Source organism: Kitasatospora sp. NPDC018619 (genome assembly GCF_044391605.1).
In the GTDB taxonomy this organism is placed as follows: Bacteria; Actinomycetota; Actinomycetes; order Streptomycetales; family Streptomycetaceae; genus Kitasatospora.
In genome coordinates this window covers 346,248-362,524 of the sequence record NZ_JBISAI010000005.1, presented here as the reverse complement: position 1 = coordinate 362,524, position 16,277 = coordinate 346,248, and the positions used below count along the sequence as shown (strand labels likewise).

At 76.0% G+C, this 16,277-nt stretch carries 12 protein-coding genes; 11 read left to right on the top strand and 1 reads right to left on the bottom strand.

All coding sequences use genetic code 11. The annotated features are described in order from the left end of the window. Nucleotides 1-16: 16 nt before the first annotated feature. From ACH5AR_RS10700 to ACH5AR_RS10690, 3 genes are all read left to right on the top strand, one after another. Nucleotides 17-958: a TauD/TfdA family dioxygenase gene (locus ACH5AR_RS10700; protein WP_396301007.1), complete on the top strand. Its 942-nt coding sequence runs from the start codon at nt 17-19 to the stop codon at nt 956-958. Nucleotides 959-1,010: 52 nt separating this feature from the next. Beyond that, nucleotides 1,011-1,988 (top strand): TauD/TfdA family dioxygenase, encoded by a 978-nt coding sequence (locus tag ACH5AR_RS10695; RefSeq protein WP_396301006.1) that lies wholly within the window; start codon nt 1,011-1,013, stop codon nt 1,986-1,988. Nucleotides 1,989-2,162: 174 nt separating this feature from the next. Then, on the top strand, nt 2,163-5,138 hold the full coding sequence (locus ACH5AR_RS10690) for a BTAD domain-containing putative transcriptional regulator (protein WP_396301005.1): 2,976 nt from the start codon (nt 2,163-2,165) through the stop codon (nt 5,136-5,138). 32 nt (nt 5,139-5,170) lie between these two features. Here the strand turns inward: ACH5AR_RS10690 and ACH5AR_RS10685 are convergent, their stop codons facing one another. Next, on the bottom strand, nt 5,171-6,496 hold the full coding sequence (locus tag ACH5AR_RS10685; protein WP_396301004.1) for a sensor histidine kinase: 1,326 nt from the start codon (nt 6,494-6,496) through the stop codon (nt 5,171-5,173). Nucleotides 6,497-6,630: 134 nt separating this feature from the next. On the opposite strand from ACH5AR_RS10685, the gene ACH5AR_RS10680 reads away from it, so the two are divergent. The 8 genes from ACH5AR_RS10680 to ACH5AR_RS10645 all read left to right on the top strand — a co-directional run bounded on the left by ACH5AR_RS10680 (nt 6,631) and on the right by ACH5AR_RS10645 (nt 16,276). Further along, nucleotides 6,631-7,371: an ABC transporter ATP-binding protein gene (locus ACH5AR_RS10680; RefSeq protein ID WP_396301003.1), complete on the top strand. Its 741-nt coding sequence runs from the start codon at nt 6,631-6,633 to the stop codon at nt 7,369-7,371. Next, complete coding sequence (locus ACH5AR_RS10675; protein ID WP_396301002.1) at nt 7,365-9,896, top strand: FtsX-like permease family protein; 2,532 nt, start codon at nt 7,365-7,367, stop codon at nt 9,894-9,896. Before ACH5AR_RS10680 ends, ACH5AR_RS10675 begins: the two co-directional genes overlap by 7 nt. Nucleotides 9,897-9,935: 39 nt before the next feature. Continuing rightward, nucleotides 9,936-10,760: a thioesterase II family protein gene (locus ACH5AR_RS10670; protein WP_396301001.1), complete on the top strand. Its 825-nt coding sequence runs from the start codon at nt 9,936-9,938 to the stop codon at nt 10,758-10,760. Nucleotides 10,761-10,843: 83 nt separating this feature from the next. Further along, nucleotides 10,844-12,676 carry a BTAD domain-containing putative transcriptional regulator gene (locus ACH5AR_RS10665; protein ID WP_396301000.1) on the top strand — a complete coding sequence of 611 codons (1,833 nt, stop codon included), beginning with the start codon at nt 10,844-10,846 and terminating at the stop codon, nt 12,674-12,676. Between the two features lie 204 nt (nt 12,677-12,880). Further along, entirely contained in the window at nt 12,881-13,492 is a 612-nt protein-coding gene (locus ACH5AR_RS10660) for a flavin reductase family protein (RefSeq protein WP_396300999.1), read from the top strand. Further along, nucleotides 13,489-13,797 carry a Dabb family protein gene (locus ACH5AR_RS10655; protein WP_396300998.1) on the top strand — a complete coding sequence of 103 codons (309 nt, stop codon included), beginning with the start codon at nt 13,489-13,491 and terminating at the stop codon, nt 13,795-13,797. Before ACH5AR_RS10660 ends, ACH5AR_RS10655 begins: the two co-directional genes overlap by 4 nt. A 35-nt stretch (nt 13,798-13,832) precedes the next feature. After that, nucleotides 13,833-15,287: a phenylacetate--CoA ligase family protein gene (locus ACH5AR_RS10650; protein WP_396300997.1), complete on the top strand. Its 1,455-nt coding sequence runs from the start codon at nt 13,833-13,835 to the stop codon at nt 15,285-15,287. Next, entirely contained in the window at nt 15,284-16,276 is a 993-nt protein-coding gene (locus ACH5AR_RS10645; RefSeq protein ID WP_396300996.1) for a branched-chain amino acid transaminase, read from the top strand. Before ACH5AR_RS10650 ends, ACH5AR_RS10645 begins: the two co-directional genes overlap by 4 nt. Nucleotide 16,277 lies beyond the last annotated feature (1 nt).

Here is a 16,277-nt window from a genome sequence, read left to right as displayed (position 1 = left end):
GCAGAAAGAGGCCACGATGCCCACCACCGTCACCTGGCAGCCGCTGGAGATCACCCCGTCCCTGGTCGGCGCCGACCCGACGCCCGAGGGCCTGGTCCGCTACCTGGCCGACACCGAGCGGATCGACGAGCTGCTGATCGACGAGAAGGCGATCGTCTTCCGCGGCTTCCACGTCACCCCCGGCACGCTCGGCGCCGTAATGGACCTGGTGCTGCCCCGGCGCCTCGCCTACGTGCACGGCAACTCCCCGCGCACCAAGGTCGGCGACAACGTCTACACCTCGACGGAGTACCCGGCCGAGTACACCATCTCGATGCACAACGAGCTGTCCTACGCCGACAGCTGGCCCGCCCGCCTGCTCTTCTTCTGCGAGACGGCCCCGGGCAGCGGCGGCGCCACCCCCGTCGTGGACGGCACCCGCTGGCTGGCCGCGCTCGACCCCGAGGTCCGCGAGGCCTTCGCCCCCGGCCTGCGCTACACCCAGAACCTGCACGGCGGCCGCGGCCTGGGCAAGAGCTGGCAGGACACCTTCGAGACGGCGGACCGGGCGGTGGCCGAGGCCCACCTTGCCGCCGCCGGCGCGGACTGGCAGTGGCGGCCGGACGGCACCCTGCGGGTCAGCCAGCTGCGCCCGAGCCTGCTGCGCCACCCCGTCACCGGCGCGGAGGTCTGGTTCAACCAGGCCGACCAGTGGCACCCGGCCTCGCTCGGCGACGAGACGGCGGCCGCGCTCACCAGGCTCCTCCCCCAGGACGAGCTGCCGCAGCACGTCACCTTCGCGGACGGCAGCGCGATCCCGGCCGAGTACGTCCTCCAGGTCCGGGACCGCGGCCTGGCGGCGGCGGTGGACGTGGACTGGAACCGCGGCGACCTGCTGCTCATCGACAACGTCGCGGTGGGCCACGGCCGCCGCCCGTACACCGGCGAACGCCGGGTCCTGGTCGCGATGACCGACTGACCGGCCCGCCGCGCACCCGACCCCCGCCACGACCCGAAGGGCACACCCCGCCATGACCACAGTCGCCACCGTCCCGACCCTGCCCGTCCCGCTCTTCGACCGTGCCGAGCGGGCGGCCGCGGACGCCTCCGTCCAGGACTTCGTCGCGGCGAACCGCACCGAGCTGCGGCGGACCCTGCGCACCCGGGGCGCCGTCCTGCTCCGGGGCTTCGAGGTCGGCGGCGCCGACGGCTTCGACGGCGCCGTCCAGGCGCTGACCGGCCGGCCGCCGCTCACCTACGCCGAGCGCTCCTCGCCGCGCAGCGTCATCAAGGGGCAGGTCTACACCTCCACCGACTACCCGGCGGACGAGGAGATCTTCCTGCACAACGAGAACTCCTACCAGGCGGTCTGGCCCCGCACCCTGGGGTTCTACTGCCTCCAGCCGCCGACCACCCTCGGGGCGACCCCGCTCGCCGACGTGCGCCGGGTCCACGAGGCGATCGACCCGGCGGTGCGCGAGGAGTTCGCCCGCCGGCGCTGGATGGTGGTGCGCAACCTGCACCCCGACTTCGGCACCCCCTGGCAGCAGATCTTCAACACCGAGGACCGCGAGGCGGTCACCGCCTACTGCGCCCGCAGCGGCATCCGCACCGAGTGGCAGCCGGGCGGCGGCCTGCGCACGGTGGCCGTCCGCGACGCGGTCCACACCCACCCGGAGACCGGGGCGACGGTCTGGTTCAACCACGCGACGTTCTTCAACGTCGGCACCCTGGGCCCGGACGTCCGGGAGGGGCTGCTGGAGCTGTTCGGCGAGGAGGGCCTGCCCACCCACACCTACTACGGGGACGGCGGGCGGATCCCCCAGGACGTGATGGACCACCTGCGGGCGTGCTACCGCGCGGCCACGGTGCGGTTCGACTGGGAGCGCGAGGACGTCCTGTTCATCGACAACATGCTCACCGCCCACGCCCGCGAGCCGTTCACCGGCCCGCGCCGGATCGCGGTGGCGATGGCCGAGCCCTCCGACGCCGGCCCGTACCCGCACTGACCGCCGCCCCGGCGGGAGTGCCCCGGCCGGTGCCCGGGGCACTCCCGCAGCCCCGGACACCGGCCCGTTCCGCCATGATCTTTTTTCACGGGGCTGGCCTATACTCCCCTGGTTGCCCACCTGCCATGGGCGACGGCCCGGCAACGGGGCGACGGGGGACTCGGGGGAGGCTGCGTGGAGAACGGGCTGCAATTTCGGGTGCTGGGCCCGCTGGAAGTGCTGTACGACAGCAGACCGGTGGCGATCGGAGGCCCCAGGCACCGGACGGTCCTGGCGATGCTGCTGCTCGCCCCCGACCGGATCGTCCCGGTCGACAGCCTCATCGAGGCGCTCTGGAACGGCTCGCCGCCGACCACCGGGCAGAACCAGGTGGCGATCTGCATCAGCGGCCTGCGCAAGGCCTTCAAGACGGCCGGCTGCACGGCCGAGGTGATCTCCACCGTGCACCCGGGCTACCGGCTGGTGACCACGGGCCACGAGATCGACGCCCAGCGGTTCACCGCCCTGATGCTGAACGCCTGCGAGGCCGTCCGGGACGGCCGGCGGGCCGAGGCCGACCGGCTCTACGGGCAGGCCCACGGCCTGTGGCGGGGCGACGCCTACGCCGGCGTGGACAGCCCGCTGGTCCAGTCCGGCGCGCTGCACCTGGCCGACCGGCGGCTCGCCCTCCAGGAGGAGCACCTGGCGCTGCGGCTGGAGTCCGGGCAGCACCGCGAGCTGATCGGCGAGCTCACCGCCCTGCTGAACGCCGCGCCGCTGCGCGAGCAGGCCCGGGTCTCGCTGATGCTCGCGCAGTACCGCTGCGGCCGCCGGGCCGAGGCGCTGGACACCTTCCGCGAGGGCCGGCGCCTGTTCATCGAGGAGATCGGCCTGGAGCCGGGCCCCGTCCTGCGGGAGCTGCACGACGCGATCCTGCGGGACGACGCGGCCCTGCTGGCGCCGATCCCCGCCGTCGAGGAGCCGGCCCCGGCCGCCGCCCCGCTGGCCCTCGTCCCGCCGGCCCAGCTGCCGCCGGACGTGACCGCGTTCATCGGGCGCGGCGCGGAGCTGGCGGTCCTGGACGGGGTCGCGGCCGGCGGCGACCTGCCCCGCCCCCCGGTGGCGCTGATCACCGGCGTGCCCGGCGTCGGCAAGACCGGCCTGGCCGTGCACTGGGCCCACCGGGCCGTCGCCGGCTTCCCGGACGGCCAGCTCTTCGCCGACCTCCAGGGCTTCGACGAGCACCACCGGCCGAGCGCGCCCACCGAGACCCTCGACCGCTTCCTACGCGCCCTGGGCGTGCCGAGCGAGCGGATGCCGGCCGAGCTGAGCGAGCGGGTCGCCCTCTACCGCAGCATCCTGAACAACCGCCGGGTGCTGATCGTGCTGGACAACGTCCGGACCTTCTCGCAGATCCGGCCGCTGCTGCCCGGCACCGGCAGCTGCACCGTGCTGGTCACCAGCCGTGAGCAGCTGCCCGAACTCACCGGCGACTACGGCGCGGTGCGGGTCCACCTCACGGTGCTCAGCGCCGCCGAGGCGACCACCCTGCTGTGCCGGATCGCCGGCCCCGACCGGGTCGGCGCCGAGCCGGACTCCGCCGTCAAGCTCAGCGAGCGCTGCGACCGCCTCCCGCTCGCGCTGCGGATCGCCGGCGCCCGGCTCGCCTCCAAGCCGCACTGGACGGTGCTGCACCTCGTCACCAGGCTCGACGACGAGCGCCGCAGGCTCGACGAGCTCAGCCGGGGCGAGCGGGAGATCCGGGCCAGCTTCGCGCTGAGCTACGGCTACCTGCACCCCGGGGCGGCCGCCATGTACCGGCGGCTCGGCCTGCTGGGCGTCAACTCCTTCACCGCGTGGATCGGCGCCGCCCTGCTCGACACCGACCCGGCCCGGGCCGAGGACCTGATGGAGCGGCTGGTCGACTGCCAGCTGCTGGAGGTCGTCGGGGTCGACGCCACCGGCTGGACCAGGTACAAGTTCCAGGACCTGCTCAGGCTGTACGCCCTGGAGCGCGCCCAGGCCGAGGAGAGCCCCGCCGAGCGCGACGCGGCCTGCGGCCGGGCCTTCGGCGCCGTGCTCGGCCTCGCCGAGCAGGCGCACCGCCGCCACTACGGCGGCGACTACACCGTCATCCACGGCGGCGCCCCGCGCTGGCCGGTGGCCGAGGAGTACGCCGGCGCCCTGCTGCGGGACCCGCTCGCCTGGCTGGAGACGGAGCGGCCGACCATCCTGGCCACGATCGAGCAGGCCGCCCGGCTCGGGTGGCACGCCCTGGCCTGGGACCTGGCGATGACGGTCGTCACCCTCTTCGAGTCCCGCAACTACCTGGACGACTGGCGCCGCTCCTGCGGCCTCGCCCTGGACGCGGCCCGCCGCGGCGGGGACGCCACCGGCGAGGCGGCGATGCTCTACTCGCTCGGCGTGCTGGAGGCCTTCCAGCAGCGCTACCCGCAGGCCGGCGAGCTCTACGCCCGCGCCCTGCACCTCTTCGGCGGGGCCGCCGAGACCCACGGCTACGCCCTGGCGCTGCGCAACCTCGCGCTGCTCGACCGGATGGCCGGCGACGTCGAGCGCGCCATGGAGCGCTACACCACCTCGCTGGCCGGGCTGCAGCAGGTCGGCGACCGGTACGCCGAGGCCCACGTGCTCGGGAACATGGCCCAACTCGCCCTGGAGAGGCGCAGCTTCGACGACAGCGTGCGCCACTCCCAGGCCGCGCTCGCCATCTCCCGGGAGATCGGTACCTCGCGCGGCGAGGCGCAGAGCCTCTACCGGCTGGCCGAGGCCTACGCGGGCCTCGAACGGCTGGCGGAGGCCGGGGAGATCTTCCAGCGGGTGCTGGCGCTGGTCCGCCAGGACGACGACGGGGTGGGGCAGGCGTACGCGCTGTGCGGCCTCGGCGAGGTCCAGCTGCGGGCCGGGGACCTGTTCGACGCCGAGGCGACGCTGCTCGCGGCGGTCGCCCTGGCCGAGGAGGTCCGCGACCGCTTCGTCACCGGCCGGGCCGGCCTGGCCCTGGCCCAGCTGCTGATGGCCAAGGGCGAGGCGGCCGAGGCCGAGCGGCGGCTGACGGCCGCGGAGGTGCTGTTCACCGAACTCGGCACCCCCTACTGGCTGGTGCGCGCCCGGGCGGCCCGCTCGGACCGGCTCCGGCCGGTCGCCGGCTGACCGGCGGCGCCCCCGGGCCGGGATCCCGGTCGCTACCGGCCGGCGCCGGCGGCGACCGGGATCTCGACCTTCAGGACGGTCGGCCCGCCCGGCGGGCTGGACACCAGGAGCCGGCCGTCGACCACGGCGAGGCGGTCGGCGAGCCCGGCCAGGCCGCTGCCGCGGCCGGCGTCCGCCCCGCCCCGGCCGTCGTCGCGGACCTCCACCAGCAGCCGGCCGCCGTCCAGCCGTCCGCTCACCTCGGCGTGCTCGGCCCCGCTGTGCTTGGCCACGTTGGCGAGCGCCTCACAGACCACGAAGTAGGCGGTGGACTCCACCGACTCCGGGAGCCGCCGCGGCAGGTCGAAGTCGGTGCTGACGGGCACCGCCGAGCGGTCGGCGACGTCGGCCACCGCGCTGGGCAGCCCGCGGTCGGTGAGCACCTGCGGGTGGATGCCCTGGATCAGCTCGCGCAGGTCGCCGAGGGCGAGCTTGGCCTGCTGCTGCGCCTGGGCGATCAGCGCCCCGGCCTCCGCGCCCTCGGACATCCGGGCCAGTCCGAGCGTCATGGTCAGGGCGACCAGCCGCTGCTGCGCACCGTCGTGCAGGTCCCGTTCGATCCGGCGGCGCTCGGCCTCGAAGGCGTCCACCAGCCGGGCGCGCGAGCGGGTGAGCTCCACCAGCCGGTCGGTGTTCTCCGACTCGCGCCGGCCCAGCACCAGCCGGGTCAGCGCCGCCCTGGCCCCGGCCGCCGCCGCCACCAGGTAGCAGCCGAGCAGCAGCCCGAGCAGCGCCGCCGGGGCGGCCGCCAGGGCGGCCCCGGTCGAGTCGAGCGTCCAGCCGGGCAGCGGGCGGAAGTCGTGGTTGAGCCCGGCGAGGGTGGTGACGGCGCCGTACAGGGTGCCGAAGGGGAACACCACGCCGAGCATCAGGACGGCCAGGTCGACCGGCCAGAGCAGCAGGGACAGCACGAAGGTGTAGGCGAGTTCGCGCCAGGTGGCCTGCTCGCGCAGCCGGGCGCGCAGCCAGGTGCCGAAGCCCGGGCGCTCGACGGCCGGGTGCGGGTCCGGCACCGGCTCGCGGTCCACCCAGCCGGCCCGCCGGCGCTCCAGCGCGCCCACCGGCACGCCCGCGAGGCAGACCGCGGCGAGCAGCGGGACGCCCACCACGGCCATCGAGAGCACCGCGCCGACGGCGATCAGGCTGAACAGCAGGACGAAGGTGCCCGTCCCGACCAGCACCCCGGCCGCGAGGTAGCCGACGGACCGCCAGGGCCAGCGGGAGAGCAGGAAGTCCCGGCGGACCACCGCCTGCCACACGTTCCGCGGCTCGTCCCCGCTCCCCCGCACACGCGCGATCCGTTCCACCCAGGTCTCCATTGGTCCGACGGTAGGCCGGTGGCCCGCCGCTGTCGCACGGCCCTGCCCCCCTGCCCAGGGTAGTGCCAGCCCTACCCCCGAAGTCGGTCCCGGCGTAGTGTGCGCCACCCCCCGCGGCCGGTTTCCTGGTACCCATGAACACCAACGAACCGGTACAGCTCTGGTCGGTGCGCAAGAGCTACGGCACCGGGCCCAACGCCGTCACCGCCCTGGACGACGTCACGATCGGCTTCGCCGCCGGGTCCTTCACCGCCGTCATGGGCCCCTCGGGCTCGGGCAAGTCGACCCTGCTCCAGTGCGCGGCCGGCCTGGACCGCCCGACCAGCGGCAGGGTGGTGCTGGCCGGTACGGACCTCACCGGGCTGAGCGAGACCGCGCTCACCCTGCTGCGCCGGGACCGGGTGGGCTTCGTGTTCCAGGCGTTCAACCTGCTGCCGTCCCTGACGGCCGAGCAGAACGCCGCGCTCCCGGTGCGGCTGGCCGGCCGGCGCCCGGACAGCGCCGAGGTCCGCGAGGTGCTGGCCTCGGTCGGCCTCGCCGACCGGGCCGGGCACCGGCCCGGCGAGATGTCCGGCGGCCAGCAGCAGCGGGTGGCGATCGCCCGGGCGCTGATCAGCAAGCCGCAGGTGCTCTTCGCGGACGAGCCGACCGGCGCCCTGGACACCACCACCTCCCGGGAGGTGCTGGCGATGCTCCGCTCCCTGGTCGACGACTCGGGGCTGACCACCGTGATGGTCACCCACGACCCGGTGGCCGCCTCCTACGCGCACCGGGTGGTCTTCCTCGCCGACGGCCGCCCGGCCGGCGAGCTCCTCGCGCCGACCCCCGAGGCCGTCGCCGCCCGCATGACCCGACTGGAGGCCGCGCCGTGCTGAGCATCGCCCTGGACACCCTGCGCACCCGCTGGGCCGGCTTCGTCGGCACCTTCGTCGGCCTCGCCCTCGGGGTGGGCCTGCTGGCCGCCGTCGGCATCGCCATGACGGGGGCGCTGAACGGGCACGCCGGTGCCCCGCTGCGCTACGCGGCCGCCCCGGTGGTGGTCAGCCCCGCCACCGAGCTGGACGTCGTCAGCCCCGACTACACCGACCACCTGCCGCTCGGCTCCTCCCCCGGCCTGGCGCCCGAGCTGGTCGCCAGGGTGCGGGCCACCGGCCCGACGACCGTCGACCGCAGCTTCTACGCCCAGGCCACCGGCGAGGGCCCGGCCCCGCAGGCGCCGGCCGCCGGGCAACCGCTCGGCCACCCGTGGTCCGCCGCGGCGTTCACCCCGTACCGGCTCACCGCGGGCGCCGCCCCTGCCGACGCCCGCCAGGTCGTCCTCGGCGGCGGCCGGGCCGAGCTGGTGGGCCGCCAGGTCACCGTGCTGACCGCGCAGGGCCCGGCCCCGTACACCGTCTCCGGCGTCACCGCGCCGGTCTCCTTCGAGCAGGCCGTCTTCTTCTCGGACGACGAGGCCGCCCGGCTCTCGCCGCGCGTCGACGCCCTGGTCGTGCACGGCCCCGCGGACGCGGTCCGCGCGGCGGTCGCCGCGGCCGGCGGCACCGGCCGGGTCAAGGACGGCATCGCGGTCGGCACCGTCCGGGTGCTGACCGGGGACGCCCGGCACGACGGCGACACCACCAAGGCGGACGACGAGAAGGCGCTGCAGTCGGTCAACGGCCTGCTCGGCGTGGCCGGCGGGCTCGCCGCCTTCGTCGCGGTCTTCGTCACCGCCTCCACCTTCGCCTTCTCCGTCTCCCAGCGCCGGCGCGAGCTGGCCGTGCTGCGCTCGGCCGGCGCGACGCCCCGCCAGGTCGCCACGATGGTGCTGGCCGAGGCCACCGTCGTCGGCACCCTCGCCTCGGCGGTCGGCGCGCTGCTCGGCGTCCCGGGCGGCCCGCTGCTCGCCAGGTGGCTGGTCTCCCGCGGCCAGGCGCCCGCCTGGTACCAGGTCTCCTTCTCCGCCGCGGCCGTGGCGGCCGTCGTCGCCGCCTTCGCCACCGGCGTCACCGTCGCGGTCTGCGGCGCGGGCCTCGCCTGCTTCCGGGCCGGCCGGATCCGCCCGATCGAGGCGCTGCGCGAGGCGGCCGTCGACCGCAAGCCGATGACGGTGGGCCGCTGGATCGGCGGGATCACGGCGCTGGTGACCGGCCTGGCGCTGGTGGTCCTCGTGCCGATGGCCGACCCGCTGGTCGCCGTCGCCCTCAACGAGACCGTCGCCGGCGTCCTGGTCGTCGCCTTCGCCCTGCTCGCCCCGCTGGTGGCCGGGCCGCTGGTGCGGCTGATCACGCTGCCGCTGGCCTGGCTGCGCGGCGCGTCCGTGCTGCTGGTGCGGGAGAACGCGGTGGCGGCCGTCCGCCGGACCGCCGCCACGGCCACCCCGGTCCTGGTCACCGTCGGCCTGGCCGCCGCGATCCTCGGCTCGGTCGGCACCATCGACGCCGCGAAGGCCACCGAGCTGCGCCAGTCCACCCGGGCCGACTACATGCTCGTCCCGCACGGCGCCCCGGGCCTCAGCCAGGCCGCCGTCGAGCGCGTCCGGCAGCTGCCGGGCCTGGACGCCACCCCGGTGAGCACCGAGAACGTCTACGGCCCCCAGCCCTCCGCGACCCTGGTGCAGTACACCGCGCAGATCGTCGACCCGGCGCAGCTCGGCCAGGTCTTCGACCTGAAGGTCGTCTCCGGCTCGCTGGACGCACTGCGCGACGACACCGTCGTGATCGACCAGCAGTGGGGCCGCAGGACCGGCGACACGGTGGACGTCTACCTCGGCGACGGCAGCCGGGCCTCCCTGACCGTCGCCGCCGTGGTGCGCACCGGGATCGGCGGCAACGCCGCCTTCCTGACGCCGGCCCACGCCCAGGGCGCCCTGGTCAGCCGGGTCGACGTCCGGCTGCGCCCGGGCACGGACCCGGCCGCCGCCCTCGCCGGGCTGCGCGAGGCGGGCCGGGGCCTGAACGCGACCGTCGTCCCGAGCAGCCGCTGGGCCGCCGCCGTCAACGACGCGCAGTCCGCGCACAGCATGATGAACGCCACCACGGTGCTGCTGATCGCGCTCGTCTACACCGGCCTGTCGATCGTCAACACCCTGGTGATGGCCACCTCCGCGCGGTCCCGCGAGTTCGCGCTGATGCGGCTGACCGGCGCGACCCGCCGCCAGGTGCTGCGGGTGGTCGCCGGGGAGTCCGTGACGGTCGTCCTGGTCGGCGTCGCGCTCGCCGCCGCGGTCGCCGCGGTGACGCTGGGCGGCCTCGGCTCGACGCTGCGCGGCCTGGTCGGGCGGACCCCGGTGGTCGTGCCCTGGGGCGACCTCGGCCTGATCACCGCCGCCTGCGCCGCGGCCGCCGTGCTCGCCGCCGTGGCCGCCGCCAGGCTCTCGCTGCGCACCCCGCCGGTCGAGCTGGCCGGCGCCCGCGAGTAGCGCGCCCCCGTCCCCACCCCGATCCCGAAGGAGCACACGATGGCCCTGCCCACCCCCCTGCTCGGCAGCACCGCCCCGGCCCCGGTCGCGACCGACGCCGCCCGCTGGTTCCGCCGCCACGCGCGGCTCACCGAGCCCAGGGTCCGACTGGTCTGCCTGCCGCACGCCGGCGGCGCCGCGAGCCTCTACCGGGAGTGGCCGCGCGGCCTCCCGCTGGACGTCGAGGTGCTGGCCGCCCGCTACCCCGGCCGGCAGGACCGCTTCCTGGAGCCCGGCATCGAGTCGATGCCCGAGCTGGCCGACCGCCTGGTCGACGCCCTCGCCCCCTACCTCGGCACCCCGATCGCCTTCTTCGGGCACAGCCTCGGCTCGGACGTCGGGTACGAGGTGACGGTGCGCCTGGAGCAGCGGTACGGGATCAGCCCGGTGCACCTGTTCGTCTCCGGCGCGACCGCCCCGCACGTCGCCGAGCCGCACGCGCTGCACGAGCTGAGCGACGCGGAGCTGATCGCCGAGCTGCGCCGGCTGGACTCCCCGAACGCGGGCGTCCTGGACGACCCGGAGCTGGCCGAGCTGCTGGTGCCCTCGCTCCGCTCGGACTACCGGCTGAGCTCCGGGTACCGCCCGGCCCGGGCCGAGCTGAGCGCCGTCCGGGCCCCGATCACGGCCTTCACCGGGGACGCCGACCCGCTCGTGCCGGTCCGGGAGGTCGCCTCCTGGGCGGAGCTGACCACCGGCGGCTACCAGGAGCAGGTGTACCCGGGCGGCCACTTCTACCTGGACGACTGCCGCCCGGACCTCCTCGGGCGGATCGGCCGGGTGCTCTCGGCCACCGTCCGCCGGGGGTCGAAAGCGATGCGATAAGGCCCGGAAACCGCGCCCGCCTAGGGTCGGCTGCCGGGCCCCGGTCGGATCCCCCGACCGGCGGTCGGCACTACCACGGGCGGATGCAGGGGGCCACGGTGTTCATGGAGTTCCACGTTCTCGGACCGGTCGGCGTACGGCTGGACGGCGTCGAGGCCGTCCTGGACGGGTCGAAGCAGCGCACCGTCCTGGCCGCCCTGCTGCTCGCGGACGGCCGGCTGGTCTCCGACGCGCAGCTCACCACGGCGCTGTGGGGCTGGAACCCGCCCGTCACGGCAGCCGCCCAGATCTACACCCACGTCTCGCGGCTGCGCAAGCGCCTGGGCGACGGCGCCCAGATCCTGCGAAGACGCCCCGGGTACCTGCTGCGCACCGACGGCTCCCGGTTCGACCTCGCCGAGTTCGAGGCCCTGGCCACGCGCGGCGGCGAAGCGCTGGCGGCGGGCCGCCACGAGGAGGCCGCGGCGGCCCTGCGCGAGGGGCTCGCGCTGTGGCACGGGCAGGCCCTCGCGGACGTGGCCGAGCACCTCGCCGAGGCGGAGCTGCCCCGGCTGGAGGAGACCAGGCTCACCGCCGTCGAACGCCTCGGGGAGGCCGAACTCGCCCTGGGCCGCCACCCCCATCTGCTGCCCGCGCTCACCGGCCTGGTGGCCGAGCACCCGCTGCGCGAGGGGCTGCGGGCGCAGCTGATGACCGCGCTGCACCGCTCCGGGCGGCAGGCCGACGCCCTGGCGGTCTACCACGACGGCCGGCACCGGCTCGCCGAGGAGCTCGGCGTCGACCCGGGCGCCGCCCTGACCGCCGCCTACCAGGCCGTGCTGCGCGGCGGCCCCCGGCCGCGCCCCGCGTCACGGCGGCCCGCGGCCGTCACCCCGCTCCCCCGCCCGACCCCGGCCATGCTCCCCCCGGACCTGCTGGACTTCACCGGCCGCTGCGGTCAACTCGCTGCCCTGCGCGAGGTGTTGGCGGGCGGGGCGAGCGCCTCGCAGGCCGTGGTGACCGGGATGCCGGGGGCGGGCAAGACCGCCCTCGCGGTGCACGCCGCCCACGCCTGCCGCGCCGAGTTCCCGGACGGCCAGCTCTACGCCGACCTGGGCGGTTCGACGGGCGAGCCGGTGGAGCCGTACACCGCCCTCGGCTGGTTCCTCAACGGCCTCGGGGTGCCCGCCGGGAGCGTGCCCGACACCCTGGAGGAACGGGTCCAGCTCTACCGCAGCCACCTCGCCCGGCAGCGCGTCCTGGTGGTGCTCGACGACGCGCTGAACGACCGCCAGGTCCGGCCGCTGCTGCCGGGCGGCGGCCCGGCCCGCACGGTGGTCACCAGCCGGGCCGCCCTGGCCACCCTGGAGAACGCCCGGCTCGTCCCGGTCGGGGCGTTCACCCAGCACGAGGCGGCCGACCTGCTCGCCCGGGTGGTCGGGCCCCGGCGGATCGCCGCGGACCCGCTCGCCGCCGAGCGGATCCTGCGGGCCTGCGGGCTGCTGCCGCTGGCCGTCCGGGTGGCGGGGGCCCGGCTGGCCGGCCGCCCCCAGTGGGCGCCGGCCCTGCTGGCCCGTCAGCTCGACGACCCCTGCCACCGCTTCGACGCGCTCAGCTCGGGCGGCCTGGACGTGCGCGAGGTGCTGCGCTCCGGCTACGACCAGCTGCCCCCGTCGACCCGGGCGGCGTTCCTGCGGCTGGCCCGGCTCGGCCCCGGCGCCTTCCCGGCGCAGCGGGCCGGGGACGTGCTCGGTGCCGGCCCGCGGGAGGCCGAGCGGGTGCTGGACCGGCTGGTGGAGGCCCGGCTGCTGGAGGCCTGCCACCAGGGGCGGGCCTACCGCTTCCACGAGCTCTACCTGCTGCTGGCCCGCGAACTGCGCGCCGAGGAGGCCGGGGAGCCCCGCCGCGCGCCGCTGGAGGCCGCGCCGGCGGCCTGAGCGGCCGGCTCCCGCCCCGCCCGGGATCCGACCCCGGCAGGGCGGCTCGGCTCCCGGGGGCCGCGGGCGATATAGGGCCCGTATAGACCCCGCGACGATGCTCGACAACCGACCGGGGTCGAGCACGCCTTCCGCGACAGGGCGTCCGGCTGCCACGGTCGGCCGTTTCCCATCGTGATTCCCACCGGGAAGGCGAGTTTCCCCATGACCCCACCCTCCATCTCCGAGTGCCCGCCCGTGACGGCGGCACGGTGGCACGGAGCCTTCCCGGAGCCGCCCGGCTACGCGTCGGCCGACGACTTCCGCGCGCTGATGAGCGACTTCCCGAGCGGCGTGGCCGTGGTCACCGCGCTCCGGCCGGACGGGACGCCGCGCGGGACGACCTGCTCCTCGCTGTCCAGCGTCACGCTCTCCCCGCCGACCCTGCTGGTCTGCCTGGACGGGCGCAGCGACACCCTGGCGGCCGTCCGCGACACCGGCCGGTTCGCCGTCAACCTGCTGCACGACGGCGGACGCCGGGCCGCCGAGACCTTCGCCGCCAAGGTGCCCGACCGCTTCGAGCGGGTCGGCTGGCGCCCGGCCCCGGGCTCCGGGCTGCCCTGGCTGGCCGAGGACGCGCTGGCCCTGGCCGAGTGCCGGGTGAGCGGCCTGCTGGAGACCGGCGACCACACCGTGGTGCTCGGCCGGGTGGCCGCGGTGGTCCGCGCCCCGGGCGCCCCCCTGCTCTACGGCCGCCGGCAGTTCTCCCGCTGGGTCCCGGCCGCCGCCACCACCGCTACCGCCACCGCCACCGCCACCGACCGGAGCGACCGATGATCCGTCACATCGTGCTGTTCAAGTTCAAGCCGGGCTACGCCTGGGGCGACCCGGCCGTCACCGAGGCCGAGCGGATCGCCGCCCGGGTCGGGGCGGAGGTGCCCGAGCTGCTGCACTGGCAGGCGGGACGCAACACCTCCGACCGCCCGGTGGCCTACGACTTCGCGGTGATCGGCCTGGTCGAGGACCAGGCCGCGCTGGACCGCTACCTCGTGGACCCCTTCCACCAGCAGGCCATCGAGAAGTGGCGGCTGATCAGCGACTGGGTGGTGGCCGACCTGGAAGAGGAACCGGCCCTCGCCTGAGCCCCTCCCCGACCCCTACCCGCAGAGGTTGCCCCATGTTCACGATCTACCGTCCGGAGCTGGCGGGCCCCGCCACCGAGCTCCGCGACCAGCACCGCTCCTTCCTCGCCGGGGAGTGGGACGCCGCCCGCCTGGCGGAGCACCAGAGCGCGCTGCTGCGCCGCACGCTCGGGTACGTCAAGGCCAACTCGCCCTTCTACCGCGCCCACCTGGCCGCGGTGGACCCGGCCGCGGTCACCGCGCTGGACGAGGCCACGCTCGCCGCCATCCCGTTCACCACCAAGGACGACCTGCGCGCCGCCCAGCACGACCTGCTCTCCCGGCCGCTCTCCGACGCCTGGATCTTCTACGAGACCACCGGCACCACCGGCCGCTCCACGCCCTGCCCGCGCGACGACATCGACTCGCTCGCCAACAACACCGTGCTCACCCACTACTACGAGACGGTCTTCCGGCAGTACGGCGACGACCAGGTGATCGGGGTGTCCGGCCCGACCGAGCTGCACGCCTTCTCCGACACCTTCGGCGACGTCTGCCGCAACCTCGGCCTGGCCGTCGCGAAGATGTGGCCGCACTCCCCGATGGTCGGCTTCGACCGGGCACTGGAGGTCATGCGCTCCTTCCCGGTCACCGGCCTGTTCTGCACGCCCGGCATGGCGCTGAGCCTCGCCAAGCGGGCCGTCGCGGCCGGGCTCGACCCGCGCCGGGACTTCGAGCTGGAGGTCCTGATGACCACGGGCGAGCTGGCCTCGCCCAGCCTGCTGGCCAACCTCGGCGACCTCTGGGGCGCCCGCGCCCACAACGCCCTGTACGCCTCCCAGGAGGCCTCGGTGAAGGGCGCCGTCGGCGCCGACGGGCTGCTGTACACGGCCCCGCTGATCTCGTACAGCGAGGTCGTCGACCCGGACACCGGCCGCTGGGTGCGGCCCGACGCCGCGGGCGTCCGGGAGGGCGAGCTGGTCGTCACCCACCTCTACCAGGGCTCCAAGCCGCTGGTCCGCTACCGCACCGGCGACCTCGTGCGGCTGACCGACCCGCGCCCGGGCCAGAGCGTCCCGGCCGCCTCGATCGCCGCCCTGGGCCGGGTCCGCGACCGGCTCGACCTCAACGGCCGGCTGGTCACCGGCTACGACCTGGAGGACCTGCTGCTGCGCCCGCTGCGCGGCTACCTGGACTACCAGCTGGTCATCGACCGGGTCGCGGGCGCCGACCGGCTCACGCTGACCCTCCAGCTCCCGGAGCGCACCGGCCCCGCCGCCGTCGCCGAGGGCGCCGCCCGCGCGGTGGAGCTGTGCCGCGACGTGTTCGACACCGAGCTGGAGGTCACCACCGGCACGCTCGGCAGCGTCACCTCCACCGGCGCCATGGTCAGCTGGAAGGCCGCCCGGGTGATCGACCGCCGCGGCCGCGGCACCGGCGCGGCCGGCGCCGGGGCCGGCGACGTCGAGGCCCGCTCCGCCGCCCGGATCGCCGCGGGGAGGAACCGGTGACGACCCTGTCCGAAGCCCCCGCACCGCGCCCCGCCGCCCCGGGCAAGCCCGCGGTCTCCGGCGTGGCGTACCACCGGGGCGAGTTCGTCCCCTTCGCCGAGGCCTCGCTGCCGCTCACCACCCAGGCACTGCAGTACGGCACCGGCGTCTTCGAGGGCATCCGCGCCCACGCCTCGGCCGACGGCGGCGAGCTGCTGCTCTTCCGGGTGCACGACCACTACGAGCGCTTCCTGCGCTCCTGCCGGCTGCTGCGCATCGACACCGGCCTGACGGTCGAGGACCTGGTCGGGATCACCTGCGAGCTGCTGCGCCGCAACGGCGCCCGCACCGACACCTACCTGCGGCCGCTCGGCTACAAGCTGGGCCTGCTGCCGGGCTCGCGGCCGGGCGTCGGGCTGACCGGGGTCTCCGACGCCGTCTCGGTCACCGGCTTCGCCATGGGCGCCTACACCCCGCCCGGCGGCATCCGCTGCGCCGTCAGCTCCTGGGTCAGGCCGCGCAGCGCCGCCGTCCCCGTGCAGGCGAAGGTCACCGGCGGGTACGTCAACAACGCGCTGGCGGCCGACGAGGCGAGGTCCGCCGGGTACGACGACGCCATCCTGCTCAACGACCGCGGGCAGGTCGCCGAGGCCAGCACCGCGAACGTGTTCGTGGTGCGCTCCGGCCGGCTGCTCACCCCGCCCGCCACCGCCGACCTGCTCCCCGGCATCACCCGGGACACCGTCCTCGCCCTCGCCGCCGACCTCGGGATCGAGGCCGCCGAGCGCGAGGTGGGCGTGCCCGACCTGCTCCAGGCCGACGAGGTCCTGCTCACCGGCACCGGCGTCGGGATCACCCCCGTCACCGGGCTCTCCGGCCGCCCGGTCGGCACCGGCGAGCCCGGTCCGGTCACCCTGGCCCTGGCCGAGCGCTACGCGCGGACCGTGCGCGGCGGCGCCGGCCCGCGCCACCAGCACTGGCTCACCCCTGTCCGGCTCGATCGAGGTTGAA

Coding starts and splice junctions, on each gene's coding strand:
- ACH5AR_RS10670 (WP_396301001.1), top strand. CDS start 9,936: ATGGCCCTGCCCACCCCCCTGCTCGGCAGCACCGCCCCGGCCCCGGTC.
- ACH5AR_RS10680 (WP_396301003.1), top strand. CDS start 6,631: ATGAACACCAACGAACCGGTACAGCTCTGGTCGGTGCGCAAGAGCTAC.
- ACH5AR_RS10685 (WP_396301004.1), bottom strand. CDS start 6,496: ATGGAGACCTGGGTGGAACGGATCGCGCGTGTGCGGGGGAGCGGGGAC.
- ACH5AR_RS10660 (WP_396300999.1), top strand. CDS start 12,881: ATGACCCCACCCTCCATCTCCGAGTGCCCGCCCGTGACGGCGGCACGG.
- ACH5AR_RS10700 (WP_396301007.1), top strand. CDS start 17: ATGCCCACCACCGTCACCTGGCAGCCGCTGGAGATCACCCCGTCCCTG.
- ACH5AR_RS10695 (WP_396301006.1), top strand. CDS start 1,011: ATGACCACAGTCGCCACCGTCCCGACCCTGCCCGTCCCGCTCTTCGAC.
- ACH5AR_RS10655 (WP_396300998.1), top strand. CDS start 13,489: ATGATCCGTCACATCGTGCTGTTCAAGTTCAAGCCGGGCTACGCCTGG.
- ACH5AR_RS10665 (WP_396301000.1), top strand. CDS start 10,844: ATGCAGGGGGCCACGGTGTTCATGGAGTTCCACGTTCTCGGACCGGTC.
- ACH5AR_RS10650 (WP_396300997.1), top strand. CDS start 13,833: ATGTTCACGATCTACCGTCCGGAGCTGGCGGGCCCCGCCACCGAGCTC.